The sequence below is a fragment of the Vibrio sp. 1249-1 genome (assembly GCF_033340495.1).
Genome location: NZ_JAWOWJ010000004.1, coordinates 192,667 through 217,925, shown reverse-complemented (window position 1 = coordinate 217,925; position 25,259 = coordinate 192,667). Strand labels below are relative to the sequence as shown.

The window sequence follows — 25,259 nt, the reverse complement described above, 5'->3', positions numbered from 1 at the left end:
GTATGAAAAAAGTTGTATAAAAAAGTTGGTTTCTAAAAATGGTGTCCTTTACTGCCTCTAAATACGATCAGTTAGCTAAAAGCAACGGAGGCTGTAATGGCAGGCGACACTAATCAAGAAAAAGACAATGAAAAGCTTAACGATGCGGTAGAGCAAACAGAAACGAAGGATACGGGGACAAAAGAAGAAAAACAGCAGTCGACCGTCTCTTCGACTGTAGCGACCGGTGCTGAAAGTGCAGATGCTGTTGATGAAGCCAATCGTGCGATGGAAGAAAATCCTAGTGGCGCGGGTACGGAAGAAGAAGCAGTGAGCTCGGGTGGCGCAGTTCAAGAAGAGGATACTGAAAGTAGCAGCGACTCTGACGCTACACAATCCAATGTTGTTGATAGTGTAGCTTCTAGCGGAGAATCAGGTGACCAGGCTCTGGGCAGCGGTGGTTCGGATTCTGGGGCGGGTGCCCAAGCGGTCGGTGGTGGTGATGCCTCTGGCTCTGAAGGTGGTTCGGACGCAGAAGGCAATGAAGCGCAAGGACAAGCGGTACAAACTTCATCTGCGCCAAGTGCTTCTTCAGACTCTGAAGGTTCTCAAGGTGGTGACGAGCTAGATTCAGAAACCACTGAAGAGAGCTTCGCGGTGGATGTACAAGACACCAGCGAAGAAACCACGACGCAAGTAGAAGACGATTTCGACTCCGAAACTACGAGCGAGACGTTCCAAATTAAAGTCGAAGGTGAAAATGACGCGCCAGAAGTAGGGCAAGATCTGGCATACATCATGGATGAAGATGGCACTATTACCTTCACTCAAGAACAACTTCTCGGGTACGCGAGTGATGTTGATGGCGATGATCTTGCCGCATTTAACGTGCAAGTGGGTGCTAATGCATCCGTTGTGGATAATGGTGATGGCACTTATACCGTCACACCTGAAGCTGATTTTAATGGTGAACTCGACTTAACGTTTGATATCAGTGATGGTCAAGAAACCATTTCTAGTTCGATTGATTTAACTGTTCGTCCAATCAATGACGCACCAGTGCCTGAAGATAAAACCTTTGAGATTGAAGAGGATGGCACTCTGATCTTCACCGATGCTGACCTGCTTGCTGGCGCAACGGATATTGAAGGCGATAACCTCACAGTTGAAGGTGTAAGTTACGATGGTGGCGACGGCATCCTGACCGATAACGGTAATGGGACTTACACTTTCGCGCCAAATGAAAACTTCAATGGCGATGTGAACTTCAGCTTTGATGTGTCCGACGGTACAGATACGGTTTCTGCCAACATTGATGTAAGCGTCACACCAGTCGATGACGCACCAGTATCTGGCAATCTTGCTTACTCGGTGGATGAAGATGGCTCGATTCGTTTGAGCCAAGAGCAGTTGTTGTCGCAAGCTTCCGATGTGGAAGGCGATGCACTGACGGCGTCTAACCTTTCGGTAGATGGCAATGCGACGGTGACTCAAAATGACGATGGTAGCTTCACCATCACGCCGGACGCAGATTTCAACGGTGATATCGACATCAGCTTCGATATTTCCGATGGCACGAACACCGTTCAAGCAACCGCTGATCTAACCGTTAACCCAATAAACGATTTGCCGGTTCCTCAAGACCAGCAGTTCAGCGTGGAAGAAGATGGCACGCTGATCTTTACGGACGCAGACCTGCTTACTGGCGCAACGGATATTGAAGGCGATAACCTAACAGTTGAAGGTGTGAGCTACGACGGTAGCGATGGCATCCTGACCGACAACGGCAATGGGACTTACACTTTTGCGCCAAATGAAAATTTCAATGGTGATGTGAACTTCAGCTTTGATGTATCTGATGGCACAGATACGGTTTCTGCCAACATTGATGTAAGCGTCACACCAGTCGATGATGCGCCAGTGTCTGGCAATCTTGCTTACTCGGTGGACGAAGATGGCTCGATTCGTTTGAGCCAAGAGCAGTTGTTGTCGCAAGCTTCCGATGTGGAAGGCGATGCACTGACGGCTTCTAACCTTTCGGTAAATGGCAACGCGACGGTGACTCAAAATGACGATGGTAGCTTCACCATCACGCCGGACGCAGATTTCAACGGTGATATCGACATTAGCTTTGATATCTCAGATGGCACGAATACCGTTCAAGCAACCGCTGACCTAACCGTTAATCCAATCAACGATCTGCCTGTTCCTCAAGATCAACAATTCAGTGTGGAAGAGGACGGCACACTGCAATTTACTGATGCGGATCTGCTTGCAGGTGCTACCGACATTGAAGGCGATGACCTTTCTGTAACGGGAATCAGCTATGAAGGCACCGACGGCGTTCTAACTGACAATGGCGATGGCACGTATAGCTTTGCGCCAAATGAGAACTTCAACGGTGATTTAAACTTCAGCTTCGACGTGTCTGATGGCACAGATACAGTTTCAGCGAATGTAGATGTGAGCGTTACGCCGGTGAATGATCCTCCGGTGGCTAGTTCAACGTCTTACACGGTTCACGAAGATAACTCTATTACCATTTCTGACGCGCAACTGTTGGCAAACTCTTCGGATTTAGAAGGGGATGTCTCGATTGATAGCGTGAGCTACTCTGGCAGCGATGGTGTGTTGCAAATCAATGGAGACGGTACGTACACCTTCTCTCCAAATGAAAACTTTAATGGTGAAGTGACGCTTGATGTTGTCGTCGCTGATGAAGAAGGCTCAACGGATGTCACCACTGCTGGCATTACGGTGCTGGAAGTGAATGATCCACCAGTCGCAGGACCAACTTCTTACACCATTGATGAAGATTCTGTTCTGACCTTTAGTGAGTCGCAAGTGCTGCTGAATGCCTCTGATGTGGAAGGCGACGTAGAGCTTGTTGGTATTAGATACGATGGTCCGGATGGCATTTTCACCGTTAACGATGATGGTACGTGCAGCTTCGCGCCAAACGAGAACTTTAACGGACAAGTTCAACTTGATGTGACCATTCGAGATGAGGATGGGGCAGAAGTTGATACCGTCATCAATGTGAATGTATTGCCAATCAATGATGCGCCAGTATCGGGTGATTTGGCTTACAGCGTTGATGAAGACGGTGCGATTACACTCAGCCAAGAGCAGCTTCTTTCTCAAGCGTCTGATATTGAGGGCGATGACCTGACTGCTAGCGATTTGACTGTCGATGGAAACGCAACCGTTACAGCGAACGATGATGGCAGCTTCACGATTACGCCAGATGCGGACTTTAATGGTGACATTGATATCCAATTCAACATTACGGACGGCACAGACACTATCCAAGCAACGGCGGATCTAACGGTTAATCCGGTTAACGATCTTCCTGTTCCTCAAGACCAGCAGTTTAGTGTTGAAGAAGACGGCACGCTTCAGTTTACTGACGCAGACTTGCTTGCTGGCGCGACAGACATCGATGGCGATAACTTAACGGTTGATGGCATTAGCTACACAGGCAGCGATGGTGTGCTGACTGACCACGGTGATGGTACTTACACCTTTGCACCAAACGAAAACTTCAACGGTGATGTCAGCTTTAGCTTTGGTGTTTCTGACGGCACTGAGACCGTACCAGCAAATGTGGACGTGAGCGTCACTCCAGTCAATGATCCTCCGGTTGCGGGTGCAACGTCTTACATGGTTGATGAAGACAACGCGATTACCATTTCTGACGAGCAGCTTCTGGCTAACTCTTCGGATGTGGAAGGCGCAGTGTCCATCGATAGCGTGACCTATTCAGGCACCGATGGCGTATTCCAAGACAACGGTGACGGCACTTACACCTTCATGCCGAATGAGAACTTCAGCGGTGATATCAGCCTTGATGTGATTGTGGCGGATGAGCAAGGTGCGATTGACGAAACGACCGCAGGCATTACGGTCATTGAAGTGAATGACCCTCCAGTTGCCGGTCCAACGTCTTACTCGATTGATGAAGATTCAGTACTGACATTCAGTGAGTCACAAATTCTTGCCAACGCATCTGATATCGAGGGCGATGTAGAGCTTGTTGGTATCAGCTATGAAGGCTCGGATGGTATCTTTACCGTCAATGGCGATGGTACTTGTAGCTTTGCGCCAAACGAGAACTTCAATGGTCAAGTTCAGTTGGATGTGACCATTCAAGATGAGAATGGGGCAACCGTTGATACGCACATCAATGTCGATGTCTTACCAATCAACGATCCACCAGTATCGGGTGATTTGGCTTACACCATCAACGAAGACAGCTCAATTACGCTAAGCCAAGAGCAACTGCTTGCCAAAGCGGGCGATATTGATAGCGAGAACCTTGAAGCCATCAATCTATCGACAGATGACAACGCGACGATTCAATACAACGATGATGGCAGTTACACCATCACACCGGATGAAAACTACAACGGCGACCTAGATCTGACCTTCGATCTCATTGATAACGATGGTGGCTCGGTACAAGTTGGTCTGAATATTACAGTTAATCCTGTGAATGACTTGCCACAAGCGCAAGATCAACAGTTCACGGTAGAAGAAGATGGCACCTTGCTGTTCACGGATGCAGACCTATTGGAAGGCGCATCGGATATTGATGGCGATGATCTGTCTATCGAAAACGTACTCTACACAGGTGCGGATGGTGTGCTTACCGACAATGGCGATGGCACTTACAGCTTCGCGCCGAATGAAAACTTCAACGGTGATGTTCAGTTCACATTCGATGTGTCTGACGGCACAGGTTCAACACCAGCATTCATTGATGTCAGCGTGACACCAGTGAACGATCCACCGGTTGCAGGTTCAACGTCGTACACGGTTCAAGAAGACGGTCAAATCACCATTAGTGACGAGCAGTTGTTAGCCAACTCTTCTGATGTGGAAGGTGACGTAGCCTTGGCGAATGTTAGCTACTCTGGTAACGACGGTAGCTTCGTGGACAATGGCGACGGCACATATACCTTTACGCCAAATGAGAACTTTGACGGTAACATTTCGCTCGATGTTACGGTTATCGACCAAGATGGTGCAACGGATACGACAACCGCAGGCATCGATGTTATCGCGGTGAACGACGCACCAGAAACGTCAGGCATTCAAGCTGAAGTGGATGAAGATAACGCCATCACCATCACGCAAGAACAATTGCTTGCGAATGCGACAGACATTGAAGGTGATGACCTTGTTGCCAGCAATCTACAAACCAATGACCCAGATGCGACGATCGTAGCCAACGATGATGGTTCATTCACGATTACGCATACGGAAAACTTCAATGGTGAGTTGGACTTCACTTACAACATCAGCGATGGCGAAAATGATGTTCTGACCACGTTGGATCTGACCGTTAATCCTGTCAACGATGCGCCAGAAGCGGGCGACGAGATCTTTATTCAAGCAGAAGAAGACCAAACAGTGGGTGTTTCTCTGCGTGAAGAGCCTGCGTTACGTCTCGACCAAGCCCCTGAAAACGGCATCATTGAAGCAAATCTAAATGACGAATGGGTACAGCTAGAAGTCGGGCAGGAGGTTCCTGCAGACACGGAAGTGCGCTTCATTCCAAATGATGATGCATTGGCAAACGGTACGCATACGAGTCAAATTGGTACCTTTGACGACAACGCTAGCCTCGATGATTGGGGTACTGCTGTTGACCCTTACACACGTGAGTTTGTTGATGGCGATTTGAAAGTTACTGTTCAAAGTAATGATGACCCACTCGGTGCGTGGAATGGTAAAACACACATCGGTCACGGTATTGGCGATACTGACCGCCAAGGCTTGAGCGGTGATGAAAAACTGACTGTGACTGTTGAAGGTCAAGACATCAACGAAATCAGTTTCCACCTAGATGGCCTAGGCGGCTGGTTTATGGAAGAGTCTCGCCACTTTACGGAAGTCGAAATTCGCGCATTCAACTCTGATGGTGACTTGATCGACTCGATGACTTATCACAAAGAAGATCGTGGTAGCTATGAGACGGATTACACCCTAACGGTGAACGAGCCTGTATCTTACTTCGAACTAGGTACGATTCAAGGTAACGGTACTTACGTGGTTCAAAACATGACGGTTTCGCAAACTTGTCATGATGAAGCGGTGTTCACATCTATTGGCGTGGACGGTACGGAAATCACGGAGACGGTAGAACTGAATATCCGAGAAGGTGACAGTGAAATCGAACTGACCGCTGACTTGCCAAATGTGACCATCGATACCGAAGGTTCTACGCAGTTTGCCTCTGTGGTTATCACAGAAGAGCAGCTTTTAGCACAAGCGAGTGATATCGATAGTGATGTCCTTGATATTCAAAACCTAGAGCTGGTGGGGGATAACGCGGAGCACGCTACGTTAACCGACAACGGCGATGGTACATGGACAGTCACACCAGATGAGAACTTTTACGGTGAGATTGAGCTGGGTTACCAAGTTACGGATGGTGAACTCACTGACGACAACATCATCAACATCAACTTCGAAGCAGTAAACGATGCGCCAATCGTTTCTGGTCCGATTGTGTTGTCGACTGATGAGGATGTGGGCATTACGTTTAGCGCGGACGATCTGCTTGCCAATGCAAGTGATGTGGAAGGCGATGTGCTGTCTATCTCTGATATTTCTTACAGCGGTGATAACGGTGAGCTTGTCGACAATGGCGACGGCACTTACACCTTTATGCCGAATGAAAACTTCAATGGTGAAGTCGACATCGATTACAAAGTCTTCGATGGCACCGATGAAGTCGATACCCACTTAGATCTGACCGTTATTCCGGTCAACGATGTGCCAGTCCCTGGTGCACCGCTGCATACTCAAATGCTAGAAAACGGCACCATCATCATCGAAGCAAAAGACCTGTTATCAGGTGCGACTGATGTGGATGGCGACATTCTGCATATCGAGAATCTGCTGCTTGTTGACCAGTCACAAGGTACGTTGACAGACAACGGCGACAACACCTTTACCTTCGAGCCAACTTCGAACTTCTACGGTGAAGTGAACCTGACCTTCGACATCAGCGATGGTCAAGCAAGCGCACCAAGCACTGCGAAGATCGATGTTGAGATCGTCAACGAAGGTCCAGAGGTCAGCGGTCCAGTTGATGCGGTCGTCGATGAAGATGGCTCAATTACCATCACTCAAGAAGACTTATTAGCGAACGCGACGGACGTGGATGGTGACAACCTTGAAGCGGTGAACCTGTCGACCAACGATCCTAATGCAACCATCGTTGAGAACGCTGATGGTAGCTTTACGATTACACCGAGCGAAAACTTCTTTGGTGAAATCGAATTTACTTATGACGTAACTGACGCGATCGAAACCGTCGCCGCGGATCTAAACCTCACTGTTAACCCAGTGAACGACCTGCCAGATGTACCTGATTTGTCCTTCACCACAGAAGACGGTGAAGCCATCACGATTACTGAAGCAGAGCTGCTGGCTCAAGCGACGGACATCGAAGGCGATGACTTATCTGTTGTGAACGTGACGAGCTCAAGCGATACGGTTCAAGTGACAGACAATGGCGATGGCACCTACACGTTAACGCCAGAGCAGGGCTTCTTTGGTAATGTTGACCTCACGTTTGATGTGAGTGATGGCACCGATGTGGTGGCGGCAAACATCGACTTGAAAGTTGAGTTCGTCAACGACGCACCAGAAGCAGCGCCAATCGTGGCAGACGTGGACGAGGATGGCTCTATCCTCGTGACACAAGAAATGCTGCTTGAAAATGCCAGCGATCAAGATGGTGATGACCTATACGCAACGGCACTAGAAACCAATGATCCGAATGCCTCTATCGTGGATAACGGCGACGGCACCTTCACGGTGACACCGTCGGAAAACTTCAATGGTGACATTGCATTCACTTATGAAGTGAGTGACGGTGAACTAAGTGTTGCTAATGAAATGACATTGACGGTGAATCCAGTCAATGACATTCCAATTGTTGCGCCTGGCATGTACCAAATTGAAGAGAATGGCAGCATCCTGTTCACGCAAGAAGATCTGCTAAGTGGCGCGATTGATATTGATGGTGATGACCTCACCGTTACCAGCATTAACTACTCGGGTGATGAAGGTACTGTAACGGACAACGGTGACGGTACATTTAGCTTCGTACCAGAAGAGCACTTCAGTGGTGACTTACAGTTCAGCTTTACGGTTTCTGACGGTACTGATGAAGTTGAGCAAGACATTAATGTCCATATCGAAGCCGTGGCAGATGCGCCAGACCTAGTCATCACTGATGGCGACGGTCGAAACGTGGATGACCAAGCGATCTTGGTTGAGCCAGGCGGTATTGTTGAAGTGAACATCGCCGCAGCATTGGTTGACCAAGACTTGTCAGAAACGCTGACTGTGACCGTTGATGGCGTTCCAGAAGGTTCGGTGATCAGCTACGACAACGAAGGGGTACTTAACGATCAAGACAACGGTATCACCAGTTTTAACGATACTGAAATCACGGTTACCTTTGAAGGTGAAACCGCGGGTTACCAAAACGCAGCTGGCTATTACAAAGTTGATGAAGACGGCAATATCACGGGCGTTGAAGTGGTGTACGAAAACGCCTCTCAAGTTGGCGGAGGCGGTGACCTCATTCCGGGACAAGATCAGTTCAGCTTCCAAATCTCGGAAGGGGAAAGCTTCAACCTATTCTTGATTCCTAACGGTCATAACTTCAATGACTTTGCGTCCATGCAAGATGGTCAGTATGAGTTCCGTGCGGCAGATGGCTCTCCTGCGAACATGGATACGGTCGACCCACAACTCGTGTTTGTGGGTGCTGATGGTTCTGAAACCGTGATTCAAAGCCAATTTGGTGATGCAGTCTTCCATGGCGGCACAAGCTCAGAGCTCAACCAAGATGGCATTGAACATACTCGAACTACTGTGAACGAAGACGGTGAACTGGTTTACGGCTTTGAAGATCTCTACGGTGGCGGCGATGCCGATTATAGTGACTTCAACTTCACCATTGATGTAGGTGAAGTGAACAGCCAGATCTACAGCGGTGAAGTAACAGTCGGTCCAGATGGTTCTGTAACGCTTCCAACCACAGCAATTGAACAAGAGCTACAGATTCAATTGCCTGAAGACTTTAACCAACAGCTAGAAATCAATGTAACGGCAACGGCGACAGAGCTATCAAATAATGATTCTGAAACCGTTTCTCAAACCATCTACGTCAATGCGACGGGTGCTCACATTGAACATACGCCTGAAGCATTGCCTGTTTCTGCTGTGGTTGAAGAAGATGGTTCAATCCTAATCACGCAAGAAGATTTGCTCGCTAATGCGCGTGACTTGGATGGAGACCAACTGACAGCACTGAACTTGGCAACGGATGATGAAAACATCACCATCACAGACAATGGTGACGGTACTTACACCTTAACGCCAGATGCGGACTTTAATGGTGACATCACCTTTACGTTCGATGTGTCTGATGGCGATGATGTTGTCTCAACCAACCTTGAGTTATTGGTGTCACCAGTTAACGATGCGCCTGAACCACAAGATCAAGCGTTCACCATTGGTGAAGATGGTGTGCTGACCTTTACTGATGCGGATCTCCTAACAGGCGCTACCGATATTGAAGGGGATGACTTATCTGTTGAGGGCGTCACTTACACAGGCGCGGACGGTGTTCTTACTGACAATGGTGATGGCACATATAGCTTCGCACCAAACGAGAACTTTAATGGCGACGTGAACTTCACTTTCGATGTTTCCGATGGCACGGATACCGTGACGGCGAATATCGACGTAAGCGTGACGCCGGAGAACGATCCACCAGTGGCAGGCAGCACGGCTTACACCGTTCATGAAGACAATTCGATTACCATTAGTAACGAACAGCTGTTGGCTAACTCGTCTGATATAGAAGGCGAAGTGGCGATTGATAGCGTGAGCTACAGCGGTAACGATGGCGTGCTGGAAATCAACGGTGATGGTACGTACACCTTCTCACCAAACGAAAATTTCAGCGGCGAGGTGAGCCTAGATGTTGTCGTTGTCGATGAAGATGGTGCAACGGACTCGACCACTGCAGGCATTACTGTGATTGAGGTAAATGACCCACCAATCGCAGGTCCTACCGCATACACTATCGATGAAGACCAAGTTCTAACCTTCAGTGAATCGCAAGTGCTACTGAATGCTTCGGATGTTGAAGGGGATGTCGAGCTAGTAGGCATCAGCTACGACGGTCCAGATGGCATCTTCTCAGTAAACGGTGATGGTACTTGTAGCTTTGCACCGAATGAAAACTTCAATGGCCAAGTACAGTTGGATGTGACCATTCGCGATGAAGATGGTGCAGAGGTCGATACTTACATCACAGTCGATGTCTTACCAATCAATGATGCACCAGTATCGGGTAACTTGGCGTACAGCGTTGACGAAGACAACTCAATCACACTGAGCCAAGAGCAGCTTCTTGCTCAAGCATCGGATGTAGAAGGTGATGCGCTGACTGCGTCTAACCTAGTGGTTGATGGCGATGCAACGGTTACGGTAAACGACGATGGTAGCTTCACTATCACGCCAGATGCGAACTTTAATGGCGACATTGATATCACGTTCGATATCAACGACGGCAGCGATACTATTGTTGCAACGGCGGACCTAACGGTTAACCCAGTTAATGACTTGCCGCAGCCAGAAGATCAAGCGTTCACCATTGGTGAAGATGGTGTGTTGACCTTCACTGACCAAGATCTGCTTGATGGTGCAACGGACATCGATGGCGATGACCTATCGGTAGAAGGTGTGAGCTACACTGGCGCAGATGGTGTCCTAACCGACAACGGTGACGGCACATACAGCTTCGCTCCAAACGAAAACTTCAATGGCGACGTGAACTTCACCTTCGATGTTTCCGATGGCACGGACACCGTGACCGCGAATATCGATGTGACAGTCACGCCAGAGAACGATCCACCGGTGGCAGGCAGCACGTCTTACACAGTGCATGAAGACAACTCGATCACCATTAGTGACGAGCAGTTACTGGCTAATTCATCAGACGTCGAAGGAGATGTCGCAGTTGATAGCGTTAGCTACAGCGGCACAGATGGTGTGTTCCAAGACAATGGTGACGGTACGTACACCTTCTCGCCAAACGAGAACTTCAATGGCGAAGTGAGCCTAGACGTTGTCGTGGTCGATGAAGACGGTGCGACGGATTCAACTACCGCGGGTATTACAGTACTTGAGGTGAACGATCCACCAATCGCAGGCGCGACCAGCTACTCAGTGAACGAAGACGAAGTCATCACCATTAGCTCTGAACAGCTGTTGGCGAACGCTTCTGACGTTGAAGGTGAAGTTGCGATTGATAGCGTGAGCTACAGCGGCTCCGACGGTATCTTTACCGATAACGGTGACGGTACATTCAGCTTCGCACCAAACGCCAACTTCGATGGCGATGTGAGCCTAGATGTTGTGGTTGTTGATGAAGACGGTGCAACTGCGGCAACTAACGCAAACATCGATGTCTTGCCAATCAACGATGCGCCAGTATCGGGCAACTTGGCTTACAGTGTCGATGAAGACAATTCAATTACGCTAAGCCAAGAGCAGCTTCTTGCCCAAGCATCGGATGTAGAAGGCGACGCGCTAACCGCATCTAACCTAGTTGTTGACGGTGATGCAACGGTTACGGCAAACGATGATGGTAGCTTTACCATTACGCCAGATGCGAACTTCAATGGTGACATTGATATCACGTTCGACATCAACGACGGCAGCGACACTATTGTTGCAACAGCTGACCTGACGGTTAATCCAGTTAACGACCTACCACAGCCAGAAGATCAAGCGTTCACCATTGGTGAAGATGGCGTCTTGTTGTTCACTGATGAAGATCTGCTTGATGGTGCAACGGATATCGATGGCGATAGTCTTTCGGTAGAAGGTGTGAGCTACACTGGTGCAGATGGTGTCCTAACCGACAACGGTGACGGTACTTACAGCTTCGCGCCAAACGAAAACTTCAATGGCGACGTGAACTTTACCTTCGATGTTTCTGACGGCACGGATACCGTGACCGCAAATATCGACGTAAGTGTGACGCCAGAGAACGATCCACCAGTGGCAGGCAGCACGTCTTACACGGTGCATGAAGATAATTCGATCACCATCAGTAACGAACAACTATTGGCTAACTCATCTGACGTAGAAGGCGAAGTAGCAATCGACAGCGTGAGCTACAGTGGCGCAGATGGCGTGTTCCAAGACAATGGTGATGGTACTTACACCTTCTCGCCAAACGATAACTTCAATGGTGAAGTCAGCCTAGATGTTGTCGTGGTAGATGAAGACGGTGCGACGGATTCAACCACCGCTGGCATTACTGTTCTTGAGGTGAATGATCCGCCAATTGCCGGTGCAACTAGCTACTCAGTCAACGAAGACGAAGTCATCACCATTAGCTCTGAGCAGCTGTTGGCGAATGCTTCTGACGTTGAAGGTGACGTCGCGATTGATAGCGTCAGCTACAGTGGCTCCGACGGTATCTTTACCGATAACGGCGATGGCACATTCAGCTTCGCACCAAACGAAAACTTCAACGGTGATGTCAGCCTAGATGTAGTCGTGACCGATGAAGATGGTGCGACGGTAGCAACCAATGCAAACATCGATGTTCTTCCAGTCAATGATGCTCCGGTATCAGGTGATTTGGCATACAGCGTTGATGAAGATGGTTCTATCACTCTCAGCCAAGAGCAACTTCTTGCTCAAGCCGGCGACGTGGATGGCGATGACCTAACCGCATCCAACCTGACAGTTGATGGCAATGCGACCGTTGTTGCGAACGATGACGGCAGCTTCACAATCACCCCGGATGCAGACTTCAATGGCGACATTGATCTGAGCTTCAACATTACGGACGGCGATGCCACCATTCAAGCCACTGCCGATCTGACTGTGAATCCAGTAAACGACCTACCAACGGTTGGTCAGCCACAGTTCGTCACGCAAGAAGACACCAGCTTCACCTTTACCGAAGAGCAACTGCTGCAAAATGCAGGTGATATCGATGGTGATAACCTAACGGTTGAAAACGTTGCTTCTGACAGCGGTACTTTAGTCGACAACGGTGACGGCACGTACACCTTTGCGCCGAATGAAAACTTCGATGGCAACGTGAACGTGACGTTTGATGTCAACGATGGCACCGCAACCGTGCCAGCAGAAGCGAACATTGATGTTCAATCTGTGGTTGATATGCCAGAGCTTTCGATTGCTTCGGACTTGGTGATTGCTTCGGACAACTTCGAGTCTGGCTCGAACGGTTGGAACGTGAGCACTGAAAGTTCACAAGGCTTCGAAACGGGCGACATGCTGGGTCGTATTGGTGGCACTGGCGGTGATGAAGCGGTCAGCAAAACCTACGATATTCCAAGCGATGTCAACGAAGTTAATATCTCGTTTAGCTTCTACGAAATCGATTCATGGGATGGCGAGTCGTTCCAAATCTTTGTGGGCGGTGAACAGCTAACGACGTTAGAGAACTCAGCGTTCCGTACTCAAGATGGTACGACAACGCTATACGACTCTGACGGTAACGAAGTGGGTGAAGTGATTCATGGAGCCTCTCAACGTGAAGGCTTCAGTGGTTGGAATGACCAAGCACACCAAGTGAACTTAACCGTTCCGGTGGAAGACGGTCAGCTTCAGTTAGGCTTTGGTTCTACGCTAAACCAAAGTATTCCTGACGAGTCATTCGGCATCGACAACATCGAAATCACGGTAGCGGATGCGGATTACCAAATCATTGGTACCGAAGATACACCTGTGCCGCTTGATATCGATGCAGCATTGACCGATACCGATGGTTCAGAAAACCTCGCTATCTTGATTGAAGATGTGCCAGAAGGCAGCTCGCTATCAGCGGGTGTTGATAATGGTGATGGTACTTGGTCACTACAACCAGGCGAGCTAGACGGACTAGAGTTTATCCCTTCTGCGGACTTCAACGGCGATGTGACGCTAACCGTGAATGCAACCTCTACGGATGTAGATACCGGTACAACGGCGACAGCGACGCAAGATGTGACGATTCATATCTCGCCAACCAATGATGCACCAGAAGTAACGGGTGACATCAGCGCAGTCACTGCCGAAGACAACAGCATTACGCTAACTCAAGAGCAGTTACTTGAGCATGCCGTTGATATTGATGGTGACGACCTAAGCGCAATCAACCTGAGCACCAATGATGAAAATGCAACGGTTGAAATGAACGAGGATGGCAGCTTCACCATTACTCCGAGCGAGAACTTCTACGGTGACATTGAGTTTAGTTACGATGTCACGGATGGCGAAGAAGTGGTCGCGGCTGGTCTCGATCTAACGGTGACACCAGTCAATGACGCTCCAGAGCCACAAGACCAAGCGTTCACTGTGGGTGAGGACGGTCTTCTTACCTTTACAGATGCAGACTTGTTAACAGGCGCGACGGATGTAGAAGGTGACAACCTAACAGTTGAAGGCGTGACCTACACAGGTGCAGACGGTGTCCTAACCGATAATGGTGATGGCACTTACAGCTTTGCACCGAACGAGAACTTCAACGGTGACGTGAACTTCACGTTTGATGTATCAGACGGTACGGATACAACCTCTGCCAACATTGATGTGAGTGTGACGCCGGAGAACGATCCACCTGTGGCGGGTAGCACGTCTTACACCGTACATGAAGACAACTCGATCACCATCAGTGACGAGCAACTACTGGCTAATTCGTCGGATATTGAAGGCGACGTAGACATCAGTAGTGTGACTTACAGTGGCAACGATGGCGTCTTCCAAGACAATGGCGATGGTACGTACACCTTCTCTCCAAACGAGAACTTCAATGGCGAGGTTAGCCTAGACGTTGTAGTTGTCGATGAAGAGGGTGCTACAGACTCAACCACTGCGGGTATTACCGTTCTTGAGGTGAACGATCCACCAATCGCAGGTGCGACAAGTTACTCTGTCAATGAAGACGAAGTTATTATCTTCACGGAAGAGCAACTGCTAGCGCAGTCAAGCGATGTTGAAGGTGACGTGAGCCTAGAAAGCGTCTCTTACAGTGGTAGCGACGGCATTCTAACGGCGAATGACGATGGCACTTACAGCTTCGCACCAAATGAAAACTTCAACGGTGGCGTAAGTCTAGACGTAGTAGTGGCTGATGAAGACGGTGCAACTGCGACAACCAACGCGAACATTGATGTATTGCCAGTCAACGATGCTCCGGTATCTGGCGACTTGGCTTACAGCGTCGATGAAGACGGTTCAATCACATTGAGTCAAGAGCAGTTACTGGCTCAAGCGGGTGACGTCGACAGCGATAATCTAGAAGCAGTGAACTTAACCGCGGTAGCCAATGCAACCGTTGTTGAGAACCAAGATGGTAGCTTCACGATTACGCCTGATGCGAACTTCAATGGCGATATCGACCTAAGTTTCGACTTGATTGATAACGATGGTGCGAGCGTGGAAGTGGGCGTCGACCTAACGGTGAACCCAATTAACGATGCGCCGCAATCAACGCCAGTGAATATTGCTGGCACCGAAGATACCACCATTCTTATTACGCAGGACATGTTGCTTGCTAACGCGACAGACATCGACAACACCTACGATGAACTGTCTGCTGTCGACCTAGTGATTGATGAGCAATACGGTGACTTGCTAGACAACGGCGATGGCACTTGGTCATTCACTCCAGCTGAGAACTTCAACGGCGATGTGCCAATGTCGTTCGGCGTCAGCGATGGTGATTTAGTGACGCCGGTTGAAGGCAATCTAAACATCGAAGCGGTTAATGATGCACCAGAAGCGCCAACCATCCAGATGCAAGGCGAAGAAGATGTGGTCATGGTGATTGACCCAGCTTACATCGCTGATCAAGTTACGGATCTTGATGGTGACGAAATCAGCGTAGAAAGCATCACGGTTCGTGCGCCTGCAAACGCGACATTAACCCAGCAACCAGATGGTATGTACCACTTGGTAACCACTCAAGACTTCAATGGTTTGGTGGAACTGGACTACACCGCGACGGATGGTGAAGAAGTGGTTGAAGGCTCGTTGAATGTGGATGTTATCCCAGTCAACGATGCTCCATTCAATGTGGGTAATGCCTTTATGGCAACCGACGAAGATGGCGCATTCACCTTCGACGCTGGCGACCTGATGAACTTGTTTGGCGATATCGATACTGAAAACCTAGTCGTATCACGCATTATCACCGCAGAAGGTGAAGATGGTGGTGAGGTAACAGACAACGGTGACGGTACTTGGACATTCACACCGACTGGCGATTTTGCAGGGGTTTCTGACTTGCAAGTTGTGGTAAGTGACGGTGAGTTTGAAACAGTACTTGATGTACCAGTGTTTGTTCGCCCTGTTGCGGATGGCGCAGTCATCACAACCGACCATGATGGTCCGTTAGTCTTCGGTGAGGACGAAACGGGTCACCTAGGCTTGAATGTCGGTCTAATCGACGACTCAGAAACGTTAAGTAACCTAGTGATGACTGGTTTCCCTGTTGGCTTCGAAGTTACGGATGGTGTGAACACCATTACCATTACGGAACCGGGTCAATACATCGACTTGAACGAGTGGGATATCTCAGACCTGCAAATGACGCCTCCGGCTGACTTTAATGGCGAGTTCTTCGTAACCGTGACCGCAACAACGGTGGATTACGGTGACGAGCCAGAAGAGTTCGAAGATGGCATCGATTCAGGTGACTTCGAAACCCTAGCGGGTGAGCCAGTTATCCTAACCGCTGATGACCTAATTGGATTGGCAGAAAACGTAGACGCAGACGCGGGTGATGAAGTGAAATTCGTTCACCTAGCTGATCGCAGCCAAGGTGAAATTGTCGATAACGGTGATGGCACATGGACATTCAATCCAGCACCAGGCTTTACGGGTGAAGCGGATATCGCTTACGTGATTGATAAAGACGGTGTGCTTCATGATGAGCAAACGGGTGTGGTCGTGAAAGAAGACGCACCACAAGATAATGTTTCTCCAGAAATCGACAGCATTTCTACCACAGAAATGGCTGCGGATGGCACCTTGTCGTTCACCAATGATGACATGCTATCTACCTTGAGCGATGCAGAAGGCGATAGCTTGAGCATTGAGTCAGTGAGCCTAATGGAAGGTCAAGGTGTGATAGAGGCCGATAACCAAGGTAACTACCAATTCACACCAGCAGAAGGCTACACCGGAGATGTTCAAGTTGGCTTCATTGCAACTGATGGTGAAAACCGCATTGAGAGCTTCTTTAATGTCGACATCCAAGGTGAAGGTGAAACCACAACCAGCGAAGGCTACGCACTCGCTGATGATGGTTCACTAACACTAACGGAAGCACAGTTGATTGATGAGCTTGGCATTAGCCCTTCAGCAGAAGTGTTGGATGTCGCCGATGCAAACGATGCTGGTTTCTTCGCGAAATCAGGTGATGAAGAGTGGACATACTGGCCGAACGATGACTTCGATGGCAATTTGGCTATGGATGTTCAGGTCAACGACAACGGTGAAGTATCAACTCAGAATCTGAGCATCCAAGTTGCGGACGACTCAGCGCAAAGCGACGAGCCACAAATCCAAACTGCTCAAGCATCATCAGAGCAGCAAGTCGGCGAAGCGCAACAGCCTGAAGAGCAAGCAGCAAACGGTGCAGACAGTGAAGAGGAGAGCACAGCTGATGTGACTGCAGCACCAGGCGATACCATTTCTATCTCGGTTCCAGATGAGGTCAGTGGTAACGAATCGGTGGATTATGCAGAAATGTCCGGTCTACCTGATGGCGCATCGGTAAGCAACGCGCTGGATAATGGCGATGGTAGCTTCACATTAAGTGGCAACCTGAACCAACCAGTATCGGTTGACCTACCAGAAGGTTACGAAGGTACGAGCGAAATCCAATTCCAAGGTTACGACGAATTGGGCAGCGCGGTAGAAGGTGCGAGTGGCACAGTTGAAGTTGAAGTCGATGATCAATACACCATGCAAGGTTCTGCTCAAGATCAGCAACCAGACATGGCGGGTATGGAATCTGGCGGCAGCGACTGGACAAGTGCGGGAGGTCAAGATCAAGGTGTTGACTTCACGGATGACTCTGGCAGCTTCGACTCGGATACTCAAACGGGTACTGACCAAGGCAACGATTTCGATCAAAGCTCAATGTAACTAGTCATAGACGAGGGCAGTGTCATTGCTGCCCAAACCAAAGCCATGCAGAGCCTACTTTGCATGGCTTTTTTGTTGGGCTTCTTTCTATGAGCTGTAGAAAAAAACTTGGAAATTGAAAAAAGTATTCTTAGCTAGTTTATACCCAAGTAACCTCGAGATGTTAGGTTCAGCGAGAATGGCTTGGTTTGTAGACGCGGCGGCGATTTAAAGGTCTAGTGGGTCTAAATCAAGAATCGACAACAAAGTATACAAACCAAGACAGCTCGCCCTTCGGGAGCGTGTCATTGACTCGGTTTCTGTGTCAAACAACTTGGAAAGAGCTGACTATTACGCTGCGTTGTTTTCCTTGACCCCGAATCAATGACAACGCTCTGAATCCTGCATCTTGAAGTCACTTGGGTATAATAGTCATTTACAAGGAGGAGCGACATGTACCGTTATGTCAGTTCGCCAAAAGCGTCAAAGTACATAGTACCGCCGCCACTGCATCGTGAGTTGTCGAGTATCGATGTTCCAGAGTCGGAACTTGAGATGCGTGAAATTCTGAACAATTGGTTTGCCGATGGATTGGCGCCCATCATTCAGAGTGAAGACAATTACATCTCCGCTAATGAGCAACAGCGCTTTGAGCAGCTCAGCCGTACGGTGGGCGTGCTACTGCGTAATAAAGATTACTACTTTGCCACCAAGCGGATTCTTTCGTTGTGGGAGCAAGACTGCTTAGAAACCACTTACGTTAATTATCTGATTTTACGTAGTGAGCGCATACCATACTTCGAATAAGTCCCATTTATTGGCTTGAAATAGTGGTTTACATGGTTTTCTTAGTAACTTTTGATACCCGTATTTAACATTTTTGTAAACATCGTTATATTTAAGGCTCATCGTTGTCAGGAGTTTATGGATGAACCTTACGATATCAGGGAAGTTGCAGCTCAGTTTTGTGCTGCTAGCCGTACTTTTTATGGCATCAGCGGTATTCACGTATCGCAACGTCACCACCGTAGAGCAATACGCCTCTTCGTTACTTAAATCCGATTTACCGACCGTAGACACCAGTCGCGGTATCCAACAGTCCATTCAAGCGTCGCTGTCTTCTATTCGAGCCTACATGTTGCTAGGTGGCGATGAAGAGGCTAGCGCACGTCTCAGTGAGGACGTACGCAATATCATGGCATCTACAGACGAGTCGCTTCCAACGTTGCAGGCTTTGATTTCTGAACAGGATTTTCAAGCGATTCAAAGTCAGTGGGATGCGGTAAAAGTCTCTCTAAACAAGTTGATTGAGCTCAGTCACAGTGATGAGAACTTACCCGCACATAACCTCTTTATTAACGAAGCGGCACCCATTGCAGAAGTGGCACTTGATCAGCTTCAAAGCTTAATCAACGAAGAGTCAGGCAACCCATTTGGTGGGGACAGAAAGCGTTTGTTTAAAGTTTACGCCGACAGTTATACCTCGCTCGCCAATGCACTGTCTGCTCTGCGAGATTTCCTGTTGTACGGGCAGCAAGATCATCTGGACAAATATCACGACTTGATTAAGTACCACAATCAGTCTGTGGCGGAAATCGACAGTAAACTCGACAGACTGACTGATAACGACCAATCATTGTGGTCACTGTTTAAGGAAATGCAGCAACTGTACTTTCCTTTAGCAGAGCAGGTAATTGCATTGCGTCAGTCACCAGAGTGGAACGAATCAAACTTGTTAATGGCGAATGAACTGTTGCCAGCAGCGGATGCACTAGACCAAAGCTTAGAAACGATCGTATTGGCTCAGCAAAGTCGTGCTGATCAAAGTGGACAGGGTATTAATCAGTCGATCAAGAACGTACTGACCACTATGTTGATTGCAGCGGCATTAGTTTTGTTTGCCGCAGTAGCGATTTCAAAATACATGGGCAATACCATTGGTCGCCGAGTGAAAAACTTGTCGGAGCGAGCAAAGACGATCGCTTCAGGGGACGTTTCTCAGCCTCCGTTAACTGTTGTTGGGAAAGATGAATTGGCAGACCTTACCGATTCGATTAACCGCATGAACCAATCGTTAGCGAGCATCGTGGCTGGGGTGAGTGAGAAAGCGCACCAAGTGGATACCAGCATGGGGGCTTTATTGGAATCGGCGCAAGTCACTTCATCGAATGTTGAACAGCAACAGACCAGCATTGTTGAAATGGGAAGCCAATTGGATGAAATCGCTTTAGCAGCGCGTAACACTCTAGATCAAGCCAATCAATCTGTGCAGAAGCTTTCTGATTCAAAAGGCGAGATTGAACAAGGTCGCGATGCTTTAGAGCAAAACAAAGTCACCATGGAAAGTTTGCACGGCAGCATTGAAACTGCGAGTACGCAAGTCACACAGCTAAGCAAAGAGAGCGAAGCCATTGGTCGAGTGACGGAAGTGATTGAAGGTTTGGCAGAGCAAACTAACTTACTGGCATTGAATGCCGCGATAGAAGCAGCGCGCGCAGGTGACCAAGGGCGAGGCTTTGCGGTTGTGGCGGACGAAGTGCGTATGTTAGCGACGCGCACTACTCAATCGACGACGGAAATCAACGGCATTATCAACGCGATTCAACGCTCGACCAATTCGGTGGTTGAGGAGATTGAACACAGTCAATCACTTGCGGAGCAGGGCGCTGAGCACATTGAAAAAGCGGTAACTCGTTTGCTTGTTACTACTGAGCAAATAGGTTCCTTGAATGAACAAATGGCAGAGCTTGCGGCAGCGGCAGAGCAGCAATCTCATGCGACCAATTCGATCACTGGATTGATGTCCGGTATTACTCAATCAGTTGATGAGGTGTCGAATAACAGCCAACGTGCATCAGAGACATCATTGCAAGTAAAAGAGCAAGTTACCGAGCTGAATCAACAGATGGCAACTTTCAAAACGGCATAGATAAGGTTTACGTCTGTTCATCGACTTTTGAACATTAACCAAATAGTCAAAAAGCCCCAATTCTTTTTACACAAAAAGGGTTGGGGCTTTTTGTTGGATGATACGCCGATATTCGTCTACTTGCTCATTGGATTTAGCTATTTAAATCATAGTTAAAACCAAATTTTCTTCACCGAGCCAGAGTCGTAATATGACTCCATCGGCAGCAAATACTGCAAAAGAATTTTTAAACTTTATACCAATCCCGGTAAGAGAATCGTTCGTTACTACGATTGGTATCATCCTTCTAGGAGCAAGATTATGAACAAACAAGTAAGCCTAATTGGTCTAGACAGCGAACAATCAGCACAACTAGCTCAACAGTTAAATCAACTGCTAGCGCATTACCAAGTGTTATACATGAACTCTCGTGGTTACCACTGGAACATTAAAGGTACGCAATTCTTCGAACTGCACGTAAAATTTGAAGAGATCTACACTGATCTACAAACAAAAATCGATGAGCTTGCAGAGCGTATTCTAACTTTGGGTCATACGCCAGCACACGCATTCAGCAACTACTTGGAAGCAAGTGAAATTAAAGAACATCAAAACGCGACTTCTGGTGAGGAGTGTGTACAAGGTCTGGTTCAAGGCTTTAGCGTTCTACTTCTAAAACAGCGTGAGATTCTACAAAACGCGGGTGAAGCAGATGACGAAGGTACAGCGGCATTGATGGGTGACTACATCCGTGAGCAAGAAAAATTAATGTGGATGCTTAACGCTTACCTACAAGGCTAAGCAGCGCATCACCCAAGCAATCCTTGGGAACGCATGAAACAATCGGGAATAAGTCATAAGGGGCACGCTGGTGCCCCTTTTTTGTGTGCGTGTTTTATGTGTGCGCTTTATTTGCGTGGTAAGGATTGGAAATGGCTCAGTAAATCGCTGAGTTCATTAAGCGCCAACGAGGCTGAGTCATTGAAGGTTTCTTGATTCCCATGGTGCACAAGGCAAGAGGGCATCTGCGCGTTATACGCTGCCTGCAAGTCGTAAAGGTAATCGCCGACATAAAGCACTTCATCAGGCATCAAACGCCACTCTTTCGCCAATACCTGCAGAGACAAAGGGTCTGGCTTGGGCGGGAAGCATTCACGAGTGATGACTCGTTCTACTGAGATTTGGTTGTGCTCTAGTTTGCGCTGAGTGGCGATTTGGCAGTTGCGCGTCACGATAGCGGTTTTGATTTCATTTTGATGCAAGTGGGCGAGCAATTCATGGCAGCCAATCATTGGAGCAGACTGCTCAGCATCAGAAATCTCGTAATCAAATATCACGTTATGAGCGTGCTCTCGATGATGAGGATGCTCAAGTGCGTCGACAAAATCCAATAGATCTTCACTCTGCGGACAGCCAAGCTGTTGTCGCAATTCGCCGAAGTTCATATCAGAACTCACCAAGGTGTTGTCCAAATCAAACACCACGGCTTTAATTTTATCGAGCTGTAAAGGGAATGGAATCATAATGACCTCGTACAACTTAACCGAACTATCGTTTTAAAAAACAAAAGGTTATTGTTAAGTTTAGATTCTTCTGCTTAGATTGTACGAAAATAAATCACTAGTACGTCACAAATTAAATAGTCTTAACGATTTTAGTGTTTGATTACCTTTCCTCAAGACGAAATATTTTGCCGCTGTCGGTAGAAAAGTAGATATAACCATCGGGGCTGATGGTTATATCTCTTATTCGCTCACCAAGATTCTCCATTAATCTTTTTGATTCGGTAAGGTTGCCATTATCAATAGAAACCACGTTGATGTGCGCCAGTTTCAATGCGCCTGCGAGGATTTTCCCGTCCAATTCTGGGTATTTATCACCACGGTACAAAATCATATTACTGGGCGCGATAGAAGGGACGTATACCAGCTTGGGATCTTCCATTCCCGGTAACGACTTAGCTTCCCCAACGTCCAACGGTCCCCAATATTCTTTACCATGAGAGACTTTTGCCCAGCCGTAGTTCGCGCCTTTCTTGATTAGATTAATTTCATCGCCACCGCGTGGTCCATGTTCAATCGACCACAGCTGTTTTGTTGCTTCGTCGTAAAACATACCTTGTGGGTTGCGGTGCCCGTAACTCCATATCTCAGGACGAGCTTGGGAAGGTTTGAATGGGTTGTCTTGCGGAACCGAACCATCAAGGTTAAGGCGCACAATACTGCCAGCATGGGTTTGAGTGTCTTGGCCATTATCACGTTCGCCACGGTCACCGATTGAGAAGTAAACTTTGTCGTCAATAAATGAAATTCGACTGCCGTAGTGGCGACCCGTGTCGGTGATGGCATCAGCAACAAAGAGATCGTTCCAACCTACAAGCTGATTGTTTTGCAATTGCGCCGTCGCTAACGCCACCGTATTGCCTTTGCTCGTGCGCTTGCTGTAGGTAAAGAAGAGTTGCGGGTTTTGCGTATCGGCATTCGGTGCGCGCGCGACATCCAATAAGCCGGCTTGTCCACTGGTGTTCACATTGGGGACGTTAAACAGCTTTTGAGGTTTGCCTGTGGTGATATCCAGCAACGAAACCGTACCGTTCTTTTCATTGACAATAACGCGTTGGTTATCTAAAAACTCGATCCCCCAAGGGATCTGAAATCCATTCGCCACCTCGTTCGCGCGGTATTCGGCAGCGTTGGCAGAAAAGGATAAACAAGTGAGTAGGGCAGCAGCAATCGTTCTCATGGTTCCTTCCAATATGAATCGTGTTAATACTTAAAAGCTAACACTAAAAGACTATGTTTGGCAGAGATTCACTTGTATATGAATGTAAAAAATCCCCGATACGAGATCGGGGATTGAATTAAGGCTAGAGAATTGTTTAGTTAGCGAGATTACATCGCTTCTTCGAAGATCTTAGAAATTTCTTCGTGAGTTGCTTGTTTAGGGTTAGTGAAACCACAAGCGTCTTTCAGTGCGTTGTCTGCTAGTGTTGGGATGTCTTCTAGTTTCGCACCAAGCTCTTTGATACCTGCTGGGATACCCACATCTTTCGCTAGAGTAACGATAGCGTCGATTGCTGCCGCTGCACCTGCTTCAGCAGACATGCCTTCTACGTTTACGCCCATTGCTTTTGCTACGTCACGTAGACGCTCAGGACATACTTGCGCGTTGTAACGCTGTACGTGAGGTAGAAGAATCGCGTTACAAACACCGTGTGGAAGGTCATAGAAACCACCTAGCTGGTGTGCCATTGCGTGTACGTAACCTAGAGACGCGTTGTTGAATGCCATACCCGCCATGAACTGTGCATATGCCATTTGTTCACGAGCTTCTAGATCTTCACCGTTTTTCACTGCTGTGCGTAGGTAAGCTTGGATAAGCTCAATCGCTTTAATTGCTACCGCATCAGTGATTGGTGTTGCCGCGATAGATACGTAAGCTTCAATCGCGTGAGTTAGGGCATCCATACCTGTTGCCGCAGTTAGCGAAGCAGGTTTAGCGAGCATTAGCTCTGGATCGTTTACCGAGATAAGCGGTGTTGTGTGCTTATCAACGATTGCCATCTTGATGTGACGCTCTTCGTCAGTGATGATGCAGAAACGCGTCATTTCAGATGCAGTACCTGCCGTCGTGTTGATCGCGATAAGTGGCATCATTGGTTTTGCAGATTGGTCTACGCCTTCGTAATCTGCGATTTTGCCGCCGTTAGAAGCAACAAGCGCGATACCTTTCGCACAGTCGTGTGGTGAACCACCACCTAGAGAGATAACGAAGTCACATTCGTTATCAGTAAGAAGTGCTAAGCCGTCGTTAACGTTGCTGATAGTTGGATTTGGTTGAGTGCCATCAAACACAACGGTTGCTACATCGCGCTCAGTGAGAAGGTCTTGAACCTGTTTGACTACACCGATTTGGTTAAGGATCTTATCCGTAACGATCAAACCTTTTTTAAAGCCTTGAGATTGGATGCTGTCTGCTGCGTCTTTCAAACAACCAGCGCCCATTAGGTTTACCGTAGGGATAAAAAATGCACTTGTCATATTGGATAGCTCCGTCGTTATTTTTAATAATCTTTCTTAATTTGCCATTTACTGTCGCACATTCGTTTCCAGATTGAAGTTGATCTGAAGCAAGTTTACCTACTTAGAGGTACTTGCAAGAGAAAAACTGTGAC

At 48.1% G+C, this 25,259-nt stretch carries 7 protein-coding genes; 4 read left to right on the top strand and 3 right to left on the bottom strand.

Annotation, left to right across the window (positions count from 1 at the left end; translation table 11 throughout):
* Window positions 1-96 precede the first annotated feature (96 nt).
* The 4 genes from R7Z50_RS09885 to R7Z50_RS09870 all read left to right on the top strand — a co-directional run bounded on the left by R7Z50_RS09885 (window position 97) and on the right by R7Z50_RS09870 (window position 21,886).
* Window positions 97-18,198, top strand: coding sequence for a tandem-95 repeat protein (locus R7Z50_RS09885; protein ID WP_318149049.1), 18,102 nt, complete (start codon window positions 97-99; stop codon window positions 18,196-18,198).
* Window positions 18,199-18,630: 432 nt separating this feature from the next.
* On the top strand, window positions 18,631-18,984 hold the full coding sequence (locus tag R7Z50_RS09880) for a hypothetical protein (protein WP_318149048.1): 354 nt from the start codon (window positions 18,631-18,633) through the stop codon (window positions 18,982-18,984).
* Window positions 18,985-19,105: 121 nt separating this feature from the next.
* The gene (locus tag R7Z50_RS09875; RefSeq protein WP_318149047.1) at window positions 19,106-21,106 is read left to right on the top strand and encodes a methyl-accepting chemotaxis protein; all 2,001 of its coding nucleotides are present in this window, start codon (window positions 19,106-19,108) and stop codon (window positions 21,104-21,106) included.
* A 300-nt stretch (window positions 21,107-21,406) separates the two neighbouring features.
* Window positions 21,407-21,886 (top strand): Dps family protein, encoded by a 480-nt coding sequence (locus R7Z50_RS09870; protein WP_005375587.1) that lies wholly within the window; start codon window positions 21,407-21,409, stop codon window positions 21,884-21,886.
* 107 nt (window positions 21,887-21,993) lie between these two features.
* Here the strand turns inward: R7Z50_RS09870 and R7Z50_RS09865 are convergent, their stop codons facing one another.
* From R7Z50_RS09865 to yiaY, 3 genes are all read right to left on the bottom strand, one after another.
* On the bottom strand, window positions 21,994-22,608 hold the full coding sequence (locus R7Z50_RS09865) for an HAD family hydrolase (RefSeq protein ID WP_005375585.1): 615 nt from the start codon (window positions 22,606-22,608) through the stop codon (window positions 21,994-21,996).
* Window positions 22,609-22,750: 142 nt separating this feature from the next.
* Window positions 22,751-23,827, bottom strand: a complete 1,077-nt coding sequence (locus R7Z50_RS09860) for a PQQ-dependent sugar dehydrogenase (RefSeq protein WP_053303757.1) — start codon at window positions 23,825-23,827, stop codon at window positions 22,751-22,753.
* 149 nt (window positions 23,828-23,976) lie between these two features.
* Window positions 23,977-25,125, bottom strand: coding sequence for an L-threonine dehydrogenase (yiaY, locus tag R7Z50_RS09855; RefSeq protein WP_005442614.1), 1,149 nt, complete (start codon window positions 25,123-25,125; stop codon window positions 23,977-23,979).
* Window positions 25,126-25,259 lie beyond the last annotated feature (134 nt).